Consider the following 20,459-nt stretch of genomic DNA (forward strand, 5'->3'; position numbering starts at 1 on the left):
TCTTCGCACTACGAAACAGGTCTGAAAGTGGATCACAAAACGCGGTCAAGCGCCTCCAGTAATTGATCAATTTCCTGTTTCGAGGTGTAATGTGTGAAGCTGACCCTTAGGACGCCCAAGGCCGGATCGACACCCATCGCTTGTAACGGGCGCACCGCGTAGAAATCGCTTCCACCAGCCATTACACCATATTTTGCCAGCTCCTCAGCAACAGGCTCTGCTGGCCGTCCTAACGCAAGTGCAACCGTCGGTGCGCGGCGCGATGCCTCCGAGGGGCCGATCAGACGCACGGTGTTGCGGGTTTTCAAAGCATCCAAAACCGGTTGCAGCAACGCTTCTTCATGGGCGCGCATCAGGTCATGCACAAATGCACCTTGCTCTGCCGCGCCTTGTTTTGGGCCACCGTGATGCAGACAAAGCTGGTCAATGTAGTCGGCCATCCCGGCGCTCGCTGCAATCTGCGCGTGGTCCGGCCCAGCCGGTGTGAACCGTTTGTACAGGACATCACCATTGAAATAATGTGCCTGATTGGGCAACAGCTCGCCCAGCCCCCGCCGAATGACCATACAGCCCTGATGCGGGCCATAGGTCTTGTAGGCGGAAAACAGGTAGATATCCGGCCCCAGATCGCCGACATTCGGCAGCCCGTGCGGTGCATAAGACACGCCATCCACGCAGACAAATGCCCCGGCTGCATGAGCAATCGCCGTGATTTCCGTCACCGGATTGATCTCACCCACCACGTTGGAACAATGCGGAAAACAGACAAGGCGCACCTTCTCATCCAGAAGGTTCTCAAGGTCCTTAGGGTCCAGCGCGCCGGTGTTAGGATCGATCTGCCATTCCCGTACTTCGACGCCAGCCTCTGCAAGCCGCCGCCAGGGGCCGGAATTTGCCTCGTGATCCTGATTGGTGACGACAATCACCTCGCCTGGTTTCAACCACTGCCGGAACGCCTGCGCCAGAACATAGGTGTTTTGCGTGGTCGACGGGCCAAAGCTCAGCTCATCTGTCTCAACCCCCAGAATGGCGGCAAGCCGGGCGCGCGCCTCGTCCATCTCGGCGCCCGCGAGTTGACTGACCTGAAACGGCGCATATGGCTGCACTTTGCGCTGGGTATAGAACCGGGTCAGCCGGTCGATGACGGGCTGGCAGGTATAGGACCCGCCCGCGTTTTCAAAGAAAGCCTGCCCCTGCAAACTGGGTTCGGAAAAGGCCGGGAATTGCGCCCGCACGAAATCAATATCCAACGGTGCCATGACCGGTCCCTCCCCTACGTGTTTTCGATTGGTTTCGCTGCGTCAGCCCTGAACCTTGGTATAGGTCCCCTCACCGGCCAGAATGCCCCGGAACCCGCCGGGCTCATCCAGCCCAAACACGATCAGCGGCAGGTTATTGTCCCGCGCCAGCGCAATGGCCGAGGCATCCATGACCCGCAAGCGTTTCGCCAGAACGTCATCATAGCTGACCGTGTCATAGCGCACGGCATCCGCGTGCTCTTTGGGGTCTTTGTCATAGACGCCGTCGACCCCGTTCTTACCCATGAAAATCGCCTGACAGGCCATCTCATTGGCACGCAGGGTCGCGGCGGTATCGGTGGTGAAATATGGGTTGCCGGTCCCGGCGGCAAAGATGCAAACCCGTTTCTTTTCCAGATGTCGCACGGCGCGACGGCGGATATAGGGCTCGCATACCTCATCCATGCGAATGGCCGAGATCACACGGGTGAACACTCCAATCTCCTCCAGCGCCGACTGCATCCCCAACGCGTTCATGACGGTGGCCAGCATGCCCATATAGTCGGCTGTGGTCCGCTCCATCCCCTGGGCGGAGCCGCTGAGGCCGCGGAAAATGTTGCCCCCGCCGATCACCATGCAAATCTCAACACCCAGATCATGGACCGACTTCACCTCTTGCGCGATGCGCTGGACGGTTGGCGGGTGCAGGCCGAATCCCTGATCCCCCATCAGCGCCTCGCCAGAGATCTTCAGCATAACGCGGTTATACTTGGGTTTCGTGATGTCGGTGGACGGGGTCAGGCTCATATTGCGCTCCGGGCTGGCACGGGTTTATTTTCCGGCGCAAAATGAAGCAAAACCTCCGCAGGTTCAATGCGGTTGGTCAGGAATAAGAAACCCCGGTATGGCCCAGAACAACCCGACACAGATTTGGCGCGATCTGCCCCCGATCGAAGATGGTAAACCCGTTCTGATCGCCGGTCCGACCGCATCGGGAAAATCCGAGCTTGCGTTGCGGATTGCCGAAACCTTCGGAGGGGTCATCGTCAATGCGGATGCCAGTCAGGTCTATGACTGTTGGCAGGTCATCTCGGCCAGACCATCGACGCAGGACGAGGCGCGCGCGCCTCATAGGCTTTATGGTCACATTGCCTACGATCAAAACTATTCCACCGGACATTGGCTGCGTGAAGTCGTTCCGCTGCTAACGGGCGACGAACGACCTATCGTTGTTGGCGGCACCGGGCTCTACTTTAGCGCCCTGACCGAAGGTATGGCCGAAATCCCGGTCACTCCGCCCGAGGTTCGGCAACAGGCGGATCAACTGCCCCTGTCAGACCTGATCAATGGAGTAGATACGGTTACGTTGGCCGGGCTCGACACCAACAACCGCGCGCGCGTCCAGCGCGCCTGGGAGGTTCAGCGTGCCACCGGTCGCAGCCTGAACTCCTGGCAGGCAGACACCCCGCCGCCGGTCCTGCAGATCAAGGATTGTACCCCCCTGGTCTTTGATGTCGATAAAGCCTGGCTGCAGGACCGCATCACCCGCCGGTTTGATCAGATGCTGGAAAAAGGCGCTTTGGACGAAGTGGCAGCCATGCGCGAGCGCTTCGATCCTGCGTTGCCAGCCTTCAAGGCGATCGGTGTGCCCGAGTTGATGTCGGTTTTAGGGGGCCAGATGACCTTGGATCAGGCGCGCGAGCGCGCCACCATCTCAACCCGACAATTCGCCAAACGACAGCGCACCTGGTTCCGGGCTCGAATGAAGAACTGGAATCGCATAGATATCTCAAAGTGATATGAAGTGAGGTTATCGCGCGCCTTCTCGCAGATCGAATAAGCATCTCCCATATTTGCACACTAGGCCAAACGTCACCTTAAATCGACATAAGCCGCATCCAGAGCCAGCTTGAATCCGGTTATTAACAAAACAATCACCTCCGCCCGTTACCGGAAACAGCCCGTTCCGAAGGGCAAAGGATGTCGTTTTTGTACCTTGGATGACGAATTCGAACATTGACGCTGCCATTTTTCTGGTGCCGAATACGCCCATGGGGAGAGACAGAATCCAAAAAACGAGACCCATAGAATTACCTGACGGCGCAAAATGCGCCGCGTAATCTGAATCATCACATCTAAAAAAACTGTAACTCAGGGAGAAGAGTTAATGGCAAATCAATCAACTACCGGAGCAAATGTTCACTGGGCGGCCGAGATGCACGCTCAGGAATGCCGCGACAGTAAACTCAGCCGCCGCGAGTTTATGGCGCGGGCAACCGCGCTGGGTGTTGCCGTACCCACAGCCTATGGCATGATCGGCCTGCAAACACCTGCGGCTGCTCAAGAACCTCCGCGCGGCGGCACCATTCGCTATCAGATGGAAGTGCGCGCGCTCAAGGATCCGCGCACATATGACTGGACACAGATCGCCACCTTCACCGCAGGCTGGTTGGAATATCTGGTCGAATACAACAACGACGGTACGTTCAAACCCATGCTTCTGGAAAGCTGGGAAGCCAATGACGACGCCACCGAATATACGCTGAACGTGCGTAAGGGTGTAAAGTGGAACAACGGTGACGACTTCACCGCCGAAGACGTGGCGCGCAACATCACCGCATGGTGTGATGCAACGGTCGAAGGCAACTCGATGGCCGCGCGGATGGCTTCTCTGGCAAATGCGGACACGCAGAAAGCAGCCGATGGCGCGATCACCGTTGTCGACAGCCATACGGTTAAGCTGAAATGTAACGCCCCGGACATCACCATCATTCCAGGCATGGCCGACTACCCGGCCGCCATCGTGCACAGCAGCTTTGACGCCAATGACATGCTGAGCAACCCGGTCGGAACAGGCTTCATGCTGCCCGAAAGCCACGAAGTGGGCGTGAAGGGCGTTCTGGTCCGCAACGAAGGCCATGAGTGGTGGGGCTACGAGGCCGGCAAGGGCGGCTATATCGACCGGATCGAGTTCATCGACTACGGCACCGACCCGGCCGCCTTCCTGGCCGCGTATGAGGCCGAAGAGATCGACATGAACTGGGAATCGGTTGGGGAATTCGTTGATATCTTCGACGGTATCGGCCTGGTTCGTTCAGAAATTCCGTCGGGCTTTACCATTGTTATCCGCCCCAACCAGTTGGCCGAAGATGGGAATGGCAACAAGATCTATGGTGACAAGCGGGTCCGTCAGGCCCTTGCGATGGCTGTGGACAACGAGGTTTGCCTGGAACTGGGTATGTCTGGTTACGGCATCCCAGCCGACAATTGCCATGTGGGCCCGATGCACCCCGAGCATGACTCGGCCGTGACCCGTATTCCGTACGATCCAGCAGGTGCCAAGGCGCTGATGGACGAAGCGGGCATGGGTGATTTCGAGCACGAGGTTCAATCCATCGACGATGACTGGCGTCGGAACACCACCGCTGCTGTTGTCGCTCAGCTGAATGATGCGGGCATCAAGGCCAAGCACACCGTTCTTCCGGGATCGACCTTCTGGAACGACTGGACCAAATACGCGTTCTCGTCGACCAACTGGAACCACCGTCCGTTGGGTACACAGGTTCTGGCGCTGGCCTATAAATCAGGCGTTGCGTGGAATGAATCAGGCTTTGCCAATGAGGAGTTCGATACGCTGCTGGCCGAAGCGAACTCGATCGCTGATGTCGACAGACGTCGTGAGGTGATGGCCAAACTGCAGGCGATCATGATCGATGAAGGCGTGACTATTCAGCCTTACTGGCGAACAGCAATGCGCCACCACCGCGATAACATGGTGGGTGTCGAAAAGCACATCGCGGACCTGCCGCAGATCTACAAGTTCGGCATCCTGTCCTGAGCCAATACCAAACAAGAGACCGCGCCACATTGGCGCGGCCTTTTCGTCCTGACTGCGGCGACCATAAAACAGCTACGCGCGAAGCCAAAAGGCATTCACGCCAGCCTACCAACAGGGGCTAACATGGGACTATTTATCCTAAGACGCGTTGGCATCATGCTTTTGACAGCATTGTGCCTGACGTTCTTGGTCTTCTTTCTGACGAACCTCTATCCAAACCTGGAAAAGCTTGCGAAAACGCAGGGCAATTTCCGGATGTCGGATGAGCAGGTTGAGAGTTTTCTGGAAAAAGGCGGCTATCTGCAATCCACGCCGATCAAATACGGCGAATGGTTGGGGGTTTTACCTTCGTACCGGCATACGAATGAAGATGGCACGGTTCAGGGCCGATGCATCCAGCCTGGTCAGCCTGCGGAAGAAGCCCCCAATTTCTGCGGTATCCTGCAAGGATATTGGGGATATTCGACGGTCTTCAAAGAAGAGGTCTCAACCGTTGTTGGCACCCGTCTGGCCCTGACGGGGCGGCTGATGTTCTGGGTGATGCTGCTGATGGTCCCGTCAGCTTTGATCCTGGGTATCCTGGCCGGGATGAAAGAAGGTTCGGCCACCGACCGGACCCTTTCGACCTTTGCCATCACCACCACGGCGACACCGGAATACGTATCAGGCGTGATTTTCATCGCCATCTTCACCTCGTCCGCTGTTGGATTGAAATGGTTCAAGGGCACCGCGACGCAGGCGATGGAGAATCCAACGTTTGAGAACTTCTTCCTGCCGGTGTTAACCATTGCCCTTTATGGGATGGGCTATATCGCCCGGATGACACGCGCTTCAATGACCGAGGTGATGACGGCGCAGTATATCCGCACCGCGCGTTTGAAAGGCGTGTCTTTCCCGAACATCGTCATGAAACACGCGCTGCGCAATGCGCTGATCGCGCCCTTCACCGTCATCATGCTGCAGTTCCCATGGCTGCTGAACGGCGTGGTGATCGTCGAGACCCTGTTCAACTACAAAGGCTTTGGCTGGGCGCTGGTGCAGGCGGCAGGCAACAACGACATCCAGCTATTGCTGGCAATCTCGGTCGTATCTGTCTTTGTGGTGCTTGTGACGCAGCTGATATCGGATATCGGCTATGTCTACCTCAACCCGCGCATCCGCATTTCTTAAGGAGGGATAGGATATGGAACCATTAACCTGGACCGGCTCTATCGCCTTCCTGAACCCGCTATTGGCTCTGGCTTTGGGGCTTATGGTGCTGTCGATTATCGTCTGGATGTTGGCCAGCATCGTGCTGCCAGAGGATCAGATGACCGTGAACCCGGATGGCACGCTGACCTCAAGTTCGGGCTTGAGAAACCTGATCGGCGCGTCGTTGCGCTATAGCTTCTTGGCCAGTGTCGGGATTGCCGTTGCCTATATTGTACTCGGCATTGTGATGGGCACAGGCGCAGGTATTATCGGCGCCATGTCTCAGCAATTTCTACCTGTCTGGCTTTCGCTGATCCTGCTTTATGCCATGTCGATCGCCTTCAAACGCAAGCTGGGCCTTTATGGCAAGCTGTTTGATAGCCCCATTGGCATGATCGGCTTCGGCCTTGTCATGTTCTGGGTCTTTACCGGCATATTCGGGGCGGTCGACATGATCGTGACCCATGATCCGCTGGCACAGGTCTCGAGCATGAAAAACAAGGTGCCCGGCACCCCATTATCCAATATCGAAGACGGCCAATACGCCTGGTACCTGCTGGGTGGCGACAATTTGGCCCGCGACGTCTTTAGCCGAATGGTCAAAGGCGCCTGGATCGTGGTGCAGATCGCGCCGCTGGCGACGATGTTTGCCTTTATGGTTGGCATCACCTTAGGCCTGCCTGCCGGGTACTATGGCGGTCGGTTGGATACTCTGCTGTCGTTCCTGGCCAACCTGATCCTGGCCTTCCCAGTAATCCTGCTGTTCTACCTGCTGGTGACGCCCGAGATCGTGGCAACCGGAGTGCCGAATTATATGGCGGCTGTGCTGTTCATCTTCCCGATCATCTTTTTGGGAGTGCTGTTGAACTCGCGCTACTACACGCGTCCAAATTTCCGCACACCTCTTCTGATCGGTATTCTGGGTGTGGCCTTGTGGCTGTATCTGTCGCTGATTTCGACCGGCGGCTATATCATCAACACCGATAGCTATCGCATCTGGGGTCTGCCCACCTATCTGGACCTGTTCGATATTCCGGGCGGCATTCTGGTGGTGTTCGTCTCGGTGGTCTTTGTGAACTCACCCACCGTGTTCCGGATCGTTCGGGGTCTGGCGCTGGATATCAAGACCCGCGACTATGTGGCGGCGGCGCAAACGCGTGGCGAGGGTCCGTGGTACATCATGCTGTGGGAAATCCTGCCCAACGCGCGTGGTCCGCTGATCGTCGATTTCTGTCTGCGGATCGGCTATACAACCATCCTTCTGGGGACCTTGGGTTTCTTCGGGTTGGGCTTACCGCCCGAAAGCCCGGATTGGGGATCCACGATCAATGAGGGGCGCAAACTCCTGTCGATCTATCTGCACCCCGCACTTCCGCCTGCGTTGGCGTTGTTGTCACTGGTTCTGGGTTTGAACCTGTTGGCGGACGGTCTGCGCGAAGAAAGTCTGAAGGACTAATGTGACTGTGGCCGTGGGGGCAGCCCCCCGCACCCCCCCGGATATTTATAGCCAGATGAAGGGGATCCCCCGGACTCTCGCGAGGAGAAACACAGATGAATAAATTGGCGGACTATGATGGGCCTATCCTGGAGATCGACAAGCTTTCGATTTCGTTTTTCACCCGGCTGAGGGAAATTCCCGCCGTTATGGATTTCTCGGTCTCTGTGCAGCCTGGTGAGGCTGTCGGGCTGGTGGGTGAATCCGGCTGTGGTAAGTCTACGGTGGCGCTGGGTGTCATGCAGGATCTGGGCAAGAACGGGCGCATTGTTGGCGGTTCGATCAAGTTCAAGGGGCGTGATCTGTCTGAGATGACCACCGAAGAACTGCGTGACATTCGTGGCAACGAGATCGCGATGATCTATCAGGAGCCGATGGCCAGCCTGAACCCGGCCATGAAGATCGGCAAACAGCTGATGGAAGTGCCGATGATCCATGAGGGTGTGAGCCAGGAAGAGGCTTATTCCCGCGCGCTGGAGGTGGTCACCGATGTGCGCCTGCCCGACCCCGAGCGGATGCTGAATTCTTTCCCGCATCAGCTGTCCGGTGGTCAGCAGCAGCGGATCGTGATCGCGATGGCGCTCATGTCAAAGCCGGCGCTTTTGATCCTGGACGAGCCGACCACTGCGCTGGACGTGACGGTTGAGGCTGCCGTGGTCGAACTGGTCAAAGATCTGGGTAAGAAATACGGCACATCGATGCTGTTCATCTCGCACAACCTCGGGCTGGTTTTGGAAACCTGCGACCGGCTGTGCGTGATGTACTCAGGCGAAGCGGTCGAGCGTGGCTCGATCAAAGACGTGTTCGACGAGATGCAGCACCCGTATACGCAGGCGCTGTTCCGGTCGATCCCCCTGCCCGGCGCGGACAAGAACGCGCGCCCGCTTGTGGCCATTCCAGGGAACTTCCCCTTGCCGCATGAACGCCCACCGGGCTGTAATTTTGGGCCGCGCTGTGACTATTTCGAAGAAGGCCGCTGTGACGCGCAGAATATCCTGATGGAGGCGGTGCCCGGCAATGATCGACACCACACGCGCTGCCTGAAGTTCAAAGAGATCGACTGGAACGCGCCGATCACAGTGGGCGAGCAGAAGGAAAAGGCCGAGATTGGCCGAACCGTTCTGAAGATGGACAACCTCAAGAAATACTATGAGGTGGCGGCCAATGCCCTGTTCGGAGGCGGTGAAACAAAGGTTGTGAAAGCCAACGAGACGTTGAGTTTCGAGGCACATGAATCCGAGACGCTGGCTATTGTCGGTGAATCCGGCTGCGGCAAGTCGACCTTCGCCAAGGTTCTGATGGGGCTTGAGACCGCGACAGACGGTCAAATACTGCTGGACAATCGAAATATCGAAGACGTGCCCATCGAAGAACGCGACGCGAAAACCGTGGGTGAAGTGCAGATGGTGTTCCAGAACCCATTTGACACGCTGAACCCCTCGATGACCGTTGGGCGCCAGATCATTCGCGCGCTGGAGATTTTCGGCGTCGGCAATTCCGAGGCTGAACGCAAGAAGCGCATGCTGGAACTGCTGGATCTGGTGAAACTGCCCCGCGCCTTTGCGGATCGAATGCCGCGGCAGCTCTCGGGCGGTCAAAAACAGCGCGTCGGCATCGCCCGTGCCTTTGCGGGCGATGCACGGATTGTGGTAGCGGATGAGCCGGTCTCGGCGCTGGATGTGTCAGTACAGGCGGCGGTCACCGATCTACTGATGGAGATCCAGCGCGAGCACAAGACCACGCTGCTGTTCATCAGCCACGACCTGTCGATTGTGCGCTATCTCAGCGACCGGGTGATGGTGATGTATCTGGGCCACGTGGTTGAGCTGGGAACAACCGATCAGGTCTTCTCGCCCCCCTATCACCCCTATACCGAAGCGCTGCTGAGCGCGGTTCCGATTGCGGATACATCCATCGAGAAAACGCATATCGTTCTGGAGGGAGACATCCCATCCGCGATGAACCCACCGCCAGGTTGCCCGTTCCAGACCCGCTGCCGCTGGAAATCCGAAGTGCCGGACGGACGGTGTGAATCGGATGTTCCACCGGTCAGAACACTGGCCGAAGGTCACCAGGTGAAATGCCACCTGGCCGAGGACATTCTGGCACGCATGGAGCCGGTGATCAAAATCGCCGCAGAGTAAACCACTGATCAGAATTGGAAAGGGCCGGTCATCGACCGGCCCTTTCTGTTGGCGCCGCGGTTTGTGGGGAGACAGGCGGTGCGTATTGGTATGCGTGAGTGGCGGAAGCCTTCTGACGTGACCTCAGCCGGTCATGACGTTGTTCCCGAAATGCATGAACTCCTCACTCATTCCGGTAATTTCACCAGCTTCAAGCTGAAGGCTGGCGCTGTCGAGCATCTTGTAACTCTGCTGTCCTTTGACCCAATCATCGGCAGATTGCAGTGTGGTCAGTGTGTAAGACGTGACCTCGTTCAGGTAGTGGGTCGGGATGATGACCTTGGGCTTGAGCTTAGACACGATGTCGTTGCCCTGATCAAAGCTGAGAATGTGTTCTGAACCATCCACCGGCAGCGTCAGAACATCGACCTGCCCGATAGCATCCCAGAACTCTTGCGGTGGGTTATGGCGATTGTCGCCCCAGATCAGCGTACGGATGCCTCCGGTTTCAACCAGATAGACCACCATATCCATATGGCCGACATTGTTCGGCGGGCAGGCTTCCACCCCAAACTCGGCGAGCGCGTTCGTCCAGTCATACCAACCAGGTGCAACGCAAGCGTGTTTATCGGCAAAGCCCGTGATCTTGACGTCAGCAAATTCGAAATTGCCCACCATCCGGTCCAACACCATGGTCGAGCTTGGACGCTCGATCGCGTCATGGTCAAAATGCGCATGGGTCGACAGCGTGATGTCGACCGGGATTTGTGGGAATTCATTGCGGAACCAAAGTCCCCAGGCACCAGACGGATCATCGCGCCACGGGTCAAACAAAGCAGTTGCCCCATTGGGTGAAGTGATTTTGATTGCACAGTGACCGTAGTAATCGATGCCTACAACCCCGGTGCTGGCCTGGCCAGTCGACGCTTGAAGATCAATCACATGATTATTGTTACCCGGTTGCAGCCAGGCCTGCGATTGCGCCTCTGCTGGTTTTGCGCCAAGAACCGAAGCTGTTGCGCCGACGCCCGCTGCGCCCGCTGCCATAAAGAAAGACCGGCGCGACAACCCCGGTGCCAGATGATCCCTGTCCCCTTTCAGGAGCGTGGGTTTCAGATCTTTGCGATCCATTTTGATGTACCTCTCTGTTGGTTGTGTGCAGTTAGTCCGCACCTCTCGGCAGAGGGTAACAAGTCAAAGCATATGGGCTCAGACCGGAAAATTAAGGGTGAAATATGGGGGCAAACCCCATATTCGAACATCACGAAATCGAGAGCAGATGGCTGCGTAGGTTCTTATCGCGCCCTTCAAGGCCCAGTTTGCGACGGATGTTGTTGCGGTGAAAATCGATGGTCGACGTTTCCCGCGACAGCGCTTTGGCTATGTCTTTGGTTGTCTTTCCGAACATCACCATCTGTGCGATTTCAATCTCGGTCGGAGTCATCACGGCGAAGGCATCCGTGAGTTCGTCAGAGAGTGATGACGTAATCTCGTTCAGGTTTTTCTCAGCCAATTCAAGGTATACGCATTGCGCTTCGTCCTCTGAAAGCTGAGCACGCACCTTTTCGAGATATGGCAATACGCGGCTACGCACCTGATCGACAATTTCGTGATCTCGGCTTTTACGGTCATCATCCAAACTGGACAACAAAACACGCAATGCTGTGTTCGTTTCTTGCAACTCGCGGGTGCGATCCGAAACGCGGGTTTCGAGCTGCGCCAGTGTCTCGTTCAGTTTTTCTTCCAGGGCGCGGCGCAGGTAAACCTCTTGCAACAAGGCCAAATCCGACTCGACCATACGCGCAAACTGCGTAAGACCTTCGCGGAACAACAACGCGCGCCTGTTTTGCTTGCGGTCCAGAACACAGATTGTGCCGAACAGCGATCCATCCGGCCATTTCAACGGCAAGCCGATGTAAAATGTCATACCGTGTTCAAGGTCGTCATTGTCTGCCCAGACCGGATCGCAGGTGGCATCCTTGACCACCAGTTCTGCGTCGCGTTGTAGAACGCCGTGACAATAGAGTTTCGGATTAAGCTGAAAACTCATACCGACGGGATACGGGTTCTCTGGATGATCCGATGTGATCAATACCGCATGATCTGGCGCATCGGTTTTCATGATCAGGCTTGCTGGAACATCCGCCAGCTCTGCAACCAGATCCACAAGCTGTTGCCAGTTGGCCAGTGTTTCCTTGGGAATCTGAGGGTGATCAACAGGCATGAAGGGTCTCACCAATTGGTGGGCAATACACCCTTTCAGGTTAGTTGGTCCATCGGTGAAAGATCAAGAATGGGGCGCTCTGCGTCGCAGCATCAGGGCTTAACCGCCCCAGATTACTTTTACATAGTTCTGGGTTTCCTTGTACGGCGGGATACCGCCGTGCTTTTCAACCGCTTTGGGGCCAGCGTTGTAGGCGGCTAGAGCCAAGGGCCAGGATTTGAACTTGCGATATTGCCAAGACAAATACCGCGCGCCGCCTTCCAGGTTCTGTTTGGGGTCATGCGGATTCACGCCCAGCAGTTCAGCCGTTTGTGGCATCAGCTGCGCCAGACCCAGCGCCCCTTTGTGCGACTTTGCATGCGGATTCCAGCCGCTTTCCTGTTGCACGAGACGCAAAAACAGCTCCTCGGGGATGCTATGAAGACGGGCGGCTTGCCGCGCCATGGTCAGATATTGGCCGCGATAGCTGCCGGTATAGCGTTTGGCGAAACTGCCTTGCGGGGTCTTTGGTTTCAAACGTTCGGACCCGCGATACTGCGTGGCAGCGCGGCCATCCAACACTTTGGATTGTTTCAGGAAAATATCCATTCGACTTTTGGTCGACAAGGTATCCGCCTGCGCAGTGCCCGACAGCAGCACAATGCCCAGAACCGTTAAACCAACACACACAGAACGCATCAAAGCTTATCCCGCTCGCTCAAAAATCAGTCGGAGTATAGGTATTCCAGTCAAAAATGAAAGCTTGGTTAAGGCCGGGACGGGATTTCTTGCCGAACGATAGTGTGATCAATCATGTTTTAACCATGACGCAGGCGATATAGGGTCGCAGAGATATCCGGCGTCAGATTCGGCGCATTCAAAGTAATACAGAACGGGGAAATACATGGCGGGTTCAGTCAACAAGGTCATTCTGGTCGGCAATCTTGGCCGCGATCCCGAGGTGCGGTCGTTTCAGAACGGTGGCAAAGTGTGCAACCTGCGCATCGCCACATCCGAGAACTGGAAAGACCGTAATACTGGCGAGCGTCGGGAACGGACGGAATGGCATTCTGTGGCCATCTTCTCGGAACCGCTGGCTCGTATTGCCGAGCAGTATCTGCGCAAGGGCAGCAAGGTCTATATCGAAGGTCAGTTGGAAACCCGCAAATGGCAGGACCAGTCCGGGCAGGATCGTTACTCGACCGAAGTTGTTCTGCGGCCCTATCGTGGCGAACTGACCCTGCTGGACAGCCGTGGCGAAGGTGGCGGTGGTGGCCAGTCGGGTGGTTATGGCGGCGGTCAGGCCGGTGGCGGCTATGGCGATCCCTATGGCGGCCAATCCAATGCCCCTGCCCCGGCATCCGGCGGAATCGACGACGACGAGATTCCGTTCTAAGCAAAACGGAGACAACGCATGACATGGTCCTTTTCGCTCGGCCGACTACTCGGGTCCGAACTTAGGGTCCATGTCACCTTCTTCCTTCTGCTCGCCTGGGTCGGGTTTGCGGCCTATTCCAGCGGCGGCTGGCCAGCGGCCGTCGACAATCTGCTGTTTGTGCTGGCCCTGTTTGCCTGCGTCGTTGCGCATGAGTTCGGCCACGCCTTGATGGCCCGGCGTTTTGGCATCAAAACTCCTGACATCACCCTGTTGCCCATCGGTGGTCTGGCACGGCTGGAGCGGATGCCAGAAAAACCGATGCAAGAAGTCCTTGTGGCCCTTGCTGGCCCAGCGGTGAATATCGTCATCTGGCTGGTGCTGGTTCTGCTTGGCGCAGGGATGTCGATCGGGTCCTTCTCCGATCTGGATACGGCCAGTTCAGGGCTATTACAAAGGCTGGCTTACATCAATCTGCTGTTGGCGGCATTCAACATGATCCCGGCCTTTCCCATGGACGGGGGGCGTGTCTTTCGCGCCCTTCTGTGTCTGCGTATGGATCGCAGCAGCGCGACACGTATCGCCGCGGTCAGCGGCCAGATCGTCGCGGTTGGCTTCGGGTTTTGGGGGTTGAGTTCAGGCAATCCCGTGCTGGTTCTGATCGCAGTCTTTGTGTTCATCGCGGCCAATTCCGAAAATCAGGACGTCGCGCTTAGGTCAGTGGCACGGCGCGTTCTGGCACGCGACGCCATGATCACCGCATTTCGCTCTCTGTCGCCTCAGGATACTTTGAACACAACGGCCGAGGCCGTGATCCACACAACTCAGCATGAGTTTCCGGTGCTGGAATCTGACGGGGCGCTGCTGGGCTTTGTCACACGCGATCGGCTGTTTGCAGCGCTGGCCGGGGATCATCCGCGATCCGATCCGGCGACATCGATCATGGAGGCCCATATCCCTCAGGTCGCGCTGACCACAGGGCTGGAAACGGTATTGGGCGAGTTGCACAAAGGCGCACCTGCCGTCGCGGTGATGAGCCAAACAGGCAATATGATCGGCTACATCACACGCGAGAACATTGCCGAGTTGATGATCATCGGTGGGCGCTGAGTAGCGTTTCAGCGCGCTGCCAACGCATCCTGCAAAACCGACATCACCGCATCGCGCGGTACGTCTGAGGTGACAAAAGCCTGACCGATCCCATGCGCCAAGATAAAGCGCAACTGACCGTCGATCACTTTTTTGTCCTGCGCCATCAGGTCGACCAGAGCCTTGGCATCAGGAAGCTCTCCGGGGATATCGGACAGGTCGGTTTTCATCCCCATGGCCTTTAGATGTGCCCGAACACGGCTTGGGTCTTCCTGCGAACACAGGCCAAGACGGGATGACAGCTCAAACGCCAGCGCACAGCCGATGGCAACGCCTTCGCCATGCAGCAAACGGTCGGAATAGCCGGTCGCGGCCTCTAGCGCGTGGCAGAATGTATGGCCGAGGTTCAGCAACGCCCGGTCACCCTGCTCTGTCTCATCCCGCGCGACGATGTCAGCCTTCATCTGTACCGAGCGTGTGACCGCCTTGACTCGCGCGGCCATATCACCGGTCGAAACATCTGGGCCGTTGGCCTCAAGCCAGTCAAAAAACGTGGCATCACCCAGCAGGCCGTATTTGACGACCTCACCATATCCAGACAGGAAATCCCTCTGGGTCATTGTGCCCAGAACCGAGGTGTCGGCCAGCACAAGCGAAGGCTGATGGAACGCGCCAATCAGGTTCTTGCCCTGTGGCGCGTTGATCCCGGTTTTTCCACCCACCGAACTGTCGACCTGCGCCAACAGAGAGGTTGGGATTTGAACAAACCGTACGCCACGGCGCAACACGGCGGCGGCAAAGCCCGCAAGGTCTCCGATTACGCCACCGCCTAAGGCAACAACAACATCGCGGCGTTCGACTTTTTCGGCCAGCAGCCATTCAACGGCGCGTTCAAAATGCGGCCAGCTTTTGGTCGCCTCACCTGCGGGTAGTGCAAGCGCAGACATCTGAATCCCGGCAGCAGCCAAACCGTCACGCAGCGCATCCAGATGCAGCGCTGCCACGTTTTCATCGGTCAGAACGGCAACCTTGAGGCGATGCAGCAAAGGCGCGATCCGTGCGCCCGATTGCGCCAGCAGATCGTGGCCAATCTCGACATCATATGCGCGTTCGCCCAGCTCTACATGTACGGTTTGATGCATTTATTTTCGTTCCAAAACATCCGGGCGAGCCAACAAGGCCTCGACCACGCGGTCCACCATATTGTCGATTGAGGTTTCGCCATCCGAGTCCGCGATCAGATCGGCCTTGGCATAAATCGGAACGCGATCCTCGTACAGGGCCTTGAGCGTGGCGTATGGATCGGCGGTGTGCAACAAGGGGCGCGTATCCTTGTGACGCACCCGGTTCCAAAGCACAGTCAGATCCGCGCGCAGCCAAACCGCTGCGCCGCGTTCACTGATCATCCTGCGATTTTCGGCAGACATAAACGCGCCACCACCGGTAGAGAGTATCCCCCGCTTCTCATCCAGCAAACGACCAATGACCTGAGTTTCCTTCTGACGAAAAAACGGCTCTCCATCGCGTTCGAATATTTCGGGGATTGTCATGTTGGCCGCCGATTCGATTTCGGCATCGCTATCGAGGAACGGAACGCCCAGCCGTGCGGCCAAGGCCCGGCCCACGGCTGTCTTTCCGGCCCCCATCATCCCTACAAGCACAACCGTTTTGTGCAGATCATATGATGATCCGTCATCCGCAAGTCGCGTGTTATGCTTAATTTCGCTCATTTCATCGTGAATGACGTGATCTTGGAAAAAATGCCAGTTATAACTTGGCCAAAATCAAAAATTGAGGCAGCGTGACGCCATGGGTCGTCTGATCAAGTTCCTGATATATATTATTTGCCTGTGTTTCATCGGGCTGGTGGGCTATGCCTATGTTGGCCCGTTTTTCGGCGCGGATTTCTCGGCTCCGCAAAGCGAAATCCGCGAACCGGTCACTCTGGATGTCGACTAAGCACATTGCGGTGGCAGTGCTGCTGGCCGGGGCCGCGCACGCGCAAGAGCCCCTTTCGGCAATCGAATGGCTGACCGAACCGCCAGAAAACTTACCCGGCACAGTCCTGCTGGAACCACCAGTGACCCAGAATGGCATTCAGCCCGAGGTCGAGGTGACGCCGCTTGAGGCATTGTCTCAGCCGCTGGGTCTAGTGTCATCATCCGTTACCGGCCTGCCGGTTGATCTGTGGCACGGCAGCGATCCTGCACGTTTGGCTGAGCTGATCGCGCGCGTGCCGGTTAAGACCAACCCGGCCATGCAGCGCCTGCTGTTTACGCTTTTACTGTCGGAATCCCGTGCGCCTGCCGGACCGGGCGCAGAGGAGGCCTTGTTGCTGGCTCGGCTGGACCGTTTGATACAGCTTGGCGCCGCCGATCCCGCGCAGTCGCTTGTTCAACTGGCCGGCCCTACTGACACGATGGCGCGATTTCAGCGTTGGTTCGATGCCACTCTGTTGACCGGGGATGAGGATCGCAGCTGCACCGCTCTGATCGCGCAGCCACATCTGTCTTCTGACTATGCGGCGCAGATCTTCTGCAAAGCTCGCCGGGGGGATTGGGCGTCTGCTGCTTTGACGCTTGAGGCCGCACATGCGCTGAGCCTGCTGCCGCCGGAAGAGCTGGATCTACTGGACCGGTTTCTCAGCCCCGAACTCTATGAAGACGCGGCTTATCTTCCCCAACCGGACGACCCGAACCCCCTAACTTTTCGCCTGTTCGAAGCGATCGGAGAGCGGTTGCCCTCGGCCCCGTTGCCGCGCGCCTTTGCCAATGCGGACCTGCGCGATGTGGCTGGTTGGAAAGCTCAGATCGAAGCTGCTGAGCGCCTGACCCGGATCGGCGCGCTGACCCCCAACCAGTTGCTTGGGCTTTATACTGAGCGTGACCCGGCTGCCTCGGGCGCCGTCTGGGACCGGGTTGCAGCGATCCAGCGTTTCGAAAGTGCGCTAAAAACCGGCAATGCTGAGGCAATCGGTAAGACCCTGCCCCGCGTTTGGGATCAGATGCGCAGCGTCGGGCTGGAGGTTCCGTTTGCCGAGCTGTTCGCCGATCAGTTGGCGCGCGTAAACCTGCCAGTGCCCGCAACAGACGCGCTGCGGTGGCGCATTCTGATGCTGTCCGAGCTTTATGAACAGGCCGCTATGTCCCCGCCAGACACATCGACCGAAACGCAGTTCCTGACCGCCCTTGCGCAAGGCGATCCGGGGCGTGCAATCTCTCCGTCACCCTTGGCGGATGCGGTGTCACAGGGGTTCCAATGGGCAGCTCCAGTTCCGCCGGATATCGACGCTTTGCTGGATCAGGGCCAGTTGGGTGAGGCGCTGCTGGAAGCCATGCAGATGTTCGCACATGGCGCACGTGGGAACCTTGTGGACCTGTCTGCCGCCATCGCTGCTTTTCGACGTGTCGGTCTGGAGGACACGGCAAGACGCGCCGCCTTAACCCTTTTGATCCTGCAACGGTGATCGTGATGAGCGCGCCAGCCTCTCATGAATTGTGGATTTCTACCTTTCTACAGGCGCAAGCGGCCGAGCTTGGGGCAGCAACCAACACGCTGCTGGCCTATGGGCGCGACCTGAAGGACTTTGCCGCATGGCTAGAATATCGGAAGATTGCGCTAGGTGACGCAGACCGCGACCAGATCGAAGCCTATCTGATCGATTGCGACGCTCAAGGCCTGTCGAAATCCACCCGTGCGCGCCGTCTGTCAGCGATCAAACAGCTCTTTCGGTTTGCCTTTGAGGAAGGATGGAAAGACGCCAACCCCGCAATTCAGATCAAAGGCCCCGACCGATCTAAGAGGCTGCCAAAAACGCTGGATGTCGCTGAAGTGGATCGCCTGCTTGAGGCCGCACGTACGACCGGGCGCAACGCATCAGACCGGATCCGGAACACCTGCCTGATGGAGTTGCTATACGCCACCGGCATGCGCGTGACCGAACTGGTTTCGCTGCCCGTCTCCTCGGCGCGCGGCGACCCACGCATGCTGTTGGTTCTGGGCAAAGGCGGCAAGGAACGCATGGTGCCCCTGTCCCCACCCGCCCGCGACGCGCTGGCCGATTGGCTGGTGCAGCGCGATGATGCAGAAGAGAGAGCACTTGAGAAAGGCGGGCAGAAATCACGCTTCCTGTTCCCCTCGCGCGGGAAATCGGGGCACCTGACACGGCACCGCTTCTTTCTTCTGGTCAAGGACCTGGCGGTTGCTGGCGGTGTTTCCCCTGCAAAGGTCACGCCGCACACGTTGCGCCATGCGTTTGCGACGCATCTTTTGGCCAATGGGGCTGATCTGCGCTCGATCCAAACCCTACTGGGCCATGCCGATGTCGCTACGACCGAGATTTACACCCATGTTCTGGACGAAAGACTGGCCGAACTGGTGTTAGAGCATCACCCGCTGGCCAAAGGCCCCAAAGATCAGGGCTAACCCCTTGATCCATAGGGGCAGCATCCCCATAACGGGTGCAGATACACGAACAACCAAGGACCGATGGAACCCACATCCTCTCTGATCGACGGCGCATTCTGGTTTACAACAGGCGCTATCTTGCTTTTGCTTTTCCTATCAGGCTTCTTTTCCGGCTCGGAAACCGCACTCACGGCCTCATCCCGCGGAAAGCTGCGCGCGCAGGCCGATAAAGGCTCTCGCGGGGCGAAAAAAGCGCTGGAAATCACTGAAGATAATGAACGTCTGATTGGATCGGTTCTGCTGGGCAACAACCTGGTGAATATTCTGGCGGCCTCGCTGGCCACGGCCTTGTTCACGCGACTGTTCGGCGAAAGCGGCGTGGCGCTGGCGACGCTGGTCATGACCCTGCTGGTTCTGATCTTTGCCGAGGTTCTGCCCAAGACTTATGCGATCACCAACTCGGAAAAGGCGGCCTCGGCGGTTGCGCCGATCATTGGCGTCGTTGTCACCGTCTTCTCGCCCATCGTGGCCGCTGTACGCTTGTTGGTGCGTGGGGTTCTTCGCCTGTTCGGCGTTCGGATTGACCCCGACAGCAATATCCTTGCTGTAAGGGAAGAGATCGCAGGCGCCCTGCAGCTGGGTCATTCCGAAGGTGTGGTCGAGAAAGAAGACCGCGACCGGATTCTTGGGGCACTCGACCTGGGCGACCGGGTGGTGGAAGAAATCATGCTTCATCGCTCGAACATCGAGATGATCGACGCGGATGCCGCGCCCGAGGCGATCCTGAAGCAATGTCTTGAAAGTCAGCATACGCGCTTGCCCGTCTTTCGGGACGAGCCAGAAAACATCGTGGGCGTCGTCCACGCCAAAGACCTGTTCCGCGCCATGTATGCGCAGGTTGGCGGCACCGATGGTGATGCGGATCGGTTGAAATCCTTTGATATCGCCAAGGTCGCAAATGACCCGTATTTCGTTCCGGAAACCACCACTTTAGATGACCAGATGCGTGAGTTTCTGCGGATGCACAGCCACTTCGCGCTTGTGGTGGATGAATACGGATCACTGAGAGGGTTGATCACCCTCGAAGACATCCTCGAAGAAATCGTGGGCGAGATCGCAGACGAATTCGATATCGAAGAAGATGTGCCAGTGACCCGATCCGAGGATGGGCAATACCTTGTCGAAGGGGCAATGACGATCCGCGACGCGAACCGCGCGCTGGATTGGTCCCTGCCCGATGAAGAGGCCAACACGCTGGCCGGGCTGGTGATTCATGAGGCTCAGATGATCCCTGTCGTGGGTCAGGTCTTCTCGTTCCACGGTTTTCGGTTCGAGGTGACGTCGCGCGAAGGCAATCGGATCACAGAGCTGAAGATCAGACCTCTTCCCACGCTGTAACATGCGCCAATCAGAGCGCATTGGTGAAAACTGATGCGCTCTAACCGACAAACTTTGTCGTATTTTCACATGCAGAACACCACCCTCCGATCAGACTGAGCG

At 57.5% G+C, this 20,459-nt stretch carries 18 protein-coding genes; 11 read left to right on the forward strand and 7 right to left on the reverse strand.

All coding sequences use genetic code 11. The features are described from left to right. Nucleotides 1-32: 32 nt before the first annotated feature. Together ACR0JE_RS02855 and pyrH are read right to left on the reverse strand one after the other, a co-directional pair. Nucleotides 33-1,259 carry an aminotransferase class V-fold PLP-dependent enzyme gene (locus ACR0JE_RS02855; protein ID WP_480862853.1) on the reverse strand — a complete coding sequence of 409 codons (1,227 nt, stop codon included), beginning with the start codon at nt 1,257-1,259 and terminating at the stop codon, nt 33-35. A gap of 42 nt (nt 1,260-1,301) precedes the next feature. After that, nucleotides 1,302-2,045, reverse strand: coding sequence for a UMP kinase (gene pyrH, locus ACR0JE_RS02860; RefSeq protein ID WP_170530131.1), 744 nt, complete (start codon nt 2,043-2,045; stop codon nt 1,302-1,304). 97 nt (nt 2,046-2,142) lie between these two features. On the opposite strand from pyrH, the gene miaA reads away from it, so the two are divergent. The 5 genes from miaA to ACR0JE_RS02885 all read left to right on the forward strand — a co-directional run bounded on the left by miaA (nt 2,143) and on the right by ACR0JE_RS02885 (nt 9,906). Next, nucleotides 2,143-3,036, forward strand: coding sequence for a tRNA (adenosine(37)-N6)-dimethylallyltransferase MiaA (miaA, locus tag ACR0JE_RS02865; RefSeq protein WP_480862855.1), 894 nt, complete (start codon nt 2,143-2,145; stop codon nt 3,034-3,036). A 369-nt stretch (nt 3,037-3,405) separates the two neighbouring features. Next, complete coding sequence (locus ACR0JE_RS02870; protein WP_480862857.1) at nt 3,406-5,076, forward strand: ABC transporter substrate-binding protein; 1,671 nt, start codon at nt 3,406-3,408, stop codon at nt 5,074-5,076. A 123-nt stretch (nt 5,077-5,199) separates the two neighbouring features. Continuing rightward, nucleotides 5,200-6,246, forward strand: coding sequence for an ABC transporter permease (locus ACR0JE_RS02875; protein ID WP_480542899.1), 1,047 nt, complete (start codon nt 5,200-5,202; stop codon nt 6,244-6,246). A gap of 13 nt (nt 6,247-6,259) precedes the next feature. Continuing rightward, on the forward strand, nt 6,260-7,723 hold the full coding sequence (locus tag ACR0JE_RS02880) for an ABC transporter permease (RefSeq protein ID WP_480862859.1): 1,464 nt from the start codon (nt 6,260-6,262) through the stop codon (nt 7,721-7,723). A gap of 95 nt (nt 7,724-7,818) precedes the next feature. Then, a complete protein-coding gene (locus tag ACR0JE_RS02885) occupies nt 7,819-9,906 on the forward strand; it encodes an ABC transporter ATP-binding protein (RefSeq protein ID WP_170530142.1) in 2,088 nt (695 codons plus the stop codon). Between the two features lie 123 nt (nt 9,907-10,029). Here ACR0JE_RS02885 and ACR0JE_RS02890 read toward each other — a convergent pair whose 3' ends face one another. The 3 genes from ACR0JE_RS02890 to ACR0JE_RS02900 form a co-directional block, all read right to left on the reverse strand. Beyond that, nucleotides 10,030-11,016 (reverse strand): MBL fold metallo-hydrolase, encoded by a 987-nt coding sequence (locus ACR0JE_RS02890; RefSeq protein ID WP_480862861.1) that lies wholly within the window; start codon nt 11,014-11,016, stop codon nt 10,030-10,032. 130 nt (nt 11,017-11,146) lie between these two features. Next, nucleotides 11,147-12,109, reverse strand: a complete 963-nt coding sequence (locus ACR0JE_RS02895; RefSeq protein ID WP_480542895.1) for a LuxR C-terminal-related transcriptional regulator — start codon at nt 12,107-12,109, stop codon at nt 11,147-11,149. 99 nt (nt 12,110-12,208) lie between these two features. Next, on the reverse strand, nt 12,209-12,787 hold the full coding sequence (locus ACR0JE_RS02900; RefSeq protein WP_480547211.1) for a lytic transglycosylase domain-containing protein: 579 nt from the start codon (nt 12,785-12,787) through the stop codon (nt 12,209-12,211). Between the two features lie 205 nt (nt 12,788-12,992). On the opposite strand from ACR0JE_RS02900, the gene ssb reads away from it, so the two are divergent. Then, nucleotides 12,993-13,484, forward strand: coding sequence for a single-stranded DNA-binding protein (ssb, locus tag ACR0JE_RS02905; protein WP_480542891.1), 492 nt, complete (start codon nt 12,993-12,995; stop codon nt 13,482-13,484). Between the two features lie 18 nt (nt 13,485-13,502). Then, entirely contained in the window at nt 13,503-14,573 is a 1,071-nt protein-coding gene (locus ACR0JE_RS02910) for a site-2 protease family protein (protein ID WP_480862863.1), read from the forward strand. An 8-nt stretch (nt 14,574-14,581) separates the two neighbouring features. Here ACR0JE_RS02910 and aroB read toward each other — a convergent pair whose 3' ends face one another. Together aroB and ACR0JE_RS02920 are read right to left on the reverse strand one after the other, a co-directional pair. Beyond that, complete coding sequence (aroB, locus tag ACR0JE_RS02915; protein ID WP_480862865.1) at nt 14,582-15,694, reverse strand: 3-dehydroquinate synthase; 1,113 nt, start codon at nt 15,692-15,694, stop codon at nt 14,582-14,584. Further along, entirely contained in the window at nt 15,695-16,282 is a 588-nt protein-coding gene (locus tag ACR0JE_RS02920; RefSeq protein WP_480542885.1) for a shikimate kinase, read from the reverse strand. A gap of 79 nt (nt 16,283-16,361) precedes the next feature. Here ACR0JE_RS02920 and ACR0JE_RS02925 point away from each other — a divergent pair, with 79 nt between their 5' ends. The 4 genes from ACR0JE_RS02925 (at nt 16,362) to ACR0JE_RS02940 (ending at nt 20,357) form a co-directional block, all read left to right on the forward strand. Further along, nucleotides 16,362-16,511: a hypothetical protein gene (locus tag ACR0JE_RS02925; protein WP_480862867.1), complete on the forward strand. Its 150-nt coding sequence runs from the start codon at nt 16,362-16,364 to the stop codon at nt 16,509-16,511. Beyond that, nucleotides 16,501-18,018: a hypothetical protein gene (locus tag ACR0JE_RS02930; RefSeq protein ID WP_480862869.1), complete on the forward strand. Its 1,518-nt coding sequence runs from the start codon at nt 16,501-16,503 to the stop codon at nt 18,016-18,018. The genes ACR0JE_RS02925 and ACR0JE_RS02930 overlap by 11 nt, the downstream gene beginning before the upstream one ends. A gap of 5 nt (nt 18,019-18,023) precedes the next feature. After that, nucleotides 18,024-18,977, forward strand: coding sequence for a site-specific tyrosine recombinase XerD (locus tag ACR0JE_RS02935; protein WP_480862871.1), 954 nt, complete (start codon nt 18,024-18,026; stop codon nt 18,975-18,977). Between the two features lie 63 nt (nt 18,978-19,040). Beyond that, nucleotides 19,041-20,357, forward strand: coding sequence for an HlyC/CorC family transporter (locus tag ACR0JE_RS02940; RefSeq protein ID WP_480862873.1), 1,317 nt, complete (start codon nt 19,041-19,043; stop codon nt 20,355-20,357). Nucleotides 20,358-20,459 lie beyond the last annotated feature (102 nt).

Source organism: Ruegeria sp. H3 (assembly GCF_056533095.1).

Bases quoted from the DNA above. Each gene is read 5' to 3' on its own strand.
- ACR0JE_RS02855 (WP_480862853.1), bottom strand. From the start codon at position 1,259: ATGGCACCGTTGGATATTGATTTCGTGCGGGCGCAATTCCCGGCCTTT.
- pyrH (WP_170530131.1), bottom strand. From the start codon at position 2,045: ATGAGCCTGACCCCGTCCACCGACATCACGAAACCCAAGTATAACCGC.
- miaA (WP_480862855.1), top strand. From the start codon at position 2,143: ATGGCCCAGAACAACCCGACACAGATTTGGCGCGATCTGCCCCCGATC.
- ACR0JE_RS02870 (WP_480862857.1), top strand. From the start codon at position 3,406: ATGGCAAATCAATCAACTACCGGAGCAAATGTTCACTGGGCGGCCGAG.
- ACR0JE_RS02875 (WP_480542899.1), top strand. From the start codon at position 5,200: ATGGGACTATTTATCCTAAGACGCGTTGGCATCATGCTTTTGACAGCA.
- ACR0JE_RS02880 (WP_480862859.1), top strand. From the start codon at position 6,260: ATGGAACCATTAACCTGGACCGGCTCTATCGCCTTCCTGAACCCGCTA.
- ACR0JE_RS02885 (WP_170530142.1), top strand. From the start codon at position 7,819: ATGAATAAATTGGCGGACTATGATGGGCCTATCCTGGAGATCGACAAG.
- ACR0JE_RS02890 (WP_480862861.1), bottom strand. From the start codon at position 11,016: ATGGATCGCAAAGATCTGAAACCCACGCTCCTGAAAGGGGACAGGGAT.
- ACR0JE_RS02895 (WP_480542895.1), bottom strand. From the start codon at position 12,109: ATGCCTGTTGATCACCCTCAGATTCCCAAGGAAACACTGGCCAACTGG.
- ACR0JE_RS02900 (WP_480547211.1), bottom strand. From the start codon at position 12,787: ATGCGTTCTGTGTGTGTTGGTTTAACGGTTCTGGGCATTGTGCTGCTG.
- ssb (WP_480542891.1), top strand. From the start codon at position 12,993: ATGGCGGGTTCAGTCAACAAGGTCATTCTGGTCGGCAATCTTGGCCGC.
- ACR0JE_RS02910 (WP_480862863.1), top strand. From the start codon at position 13,503: ATGACATGGTCCTTTTCGCTCGGCCGACTACTCGGGTCCGAACTTAGG.
- aroB (WP_480862865.1), bottom strand. From the start codon at position 15,694: ATGCATCAAACCGTACATGTAGAGCTGGGCGAACGCGCATATGATGTC.
- ACR0JE_RS02920 (WP_480542885.1), bottom strand. From the start codon at position 16,282: ATGAGCGAAATTAAGCATAACACGCGACTTGCGGATGACGGATCATCA.
- ACR0JE_RS02925 (WP_480862867.1), top strand. From the start codon at position 16,362: ATGGGTCGTCTGATCAAGTTCCTGATATATATTATTTGCCTGTGTTTC.
- ACR0JE_RS02930 (WP_480862869.1), top strand. From the start codon at position 16,501: ATGTCGACTAAGCACATTGCGGTGGCAGTGCTGCTGGCCGGGGCCGCG.
- ACR0JE_RS02935 (WP_480862871.1), top strand. From the start codon at position 18,024: ATGAGCGCGCCAGCCTCTCATGAATTGTGGATTTCTACCTTTCTACAG.
- ACR0JE_RS02940 (WP_480862873.1), top strand. From the start codon at position 19,041: ATGGAACCCACATCCTCTCTGATCGACGGCGCATTCTGGTTTACAACA.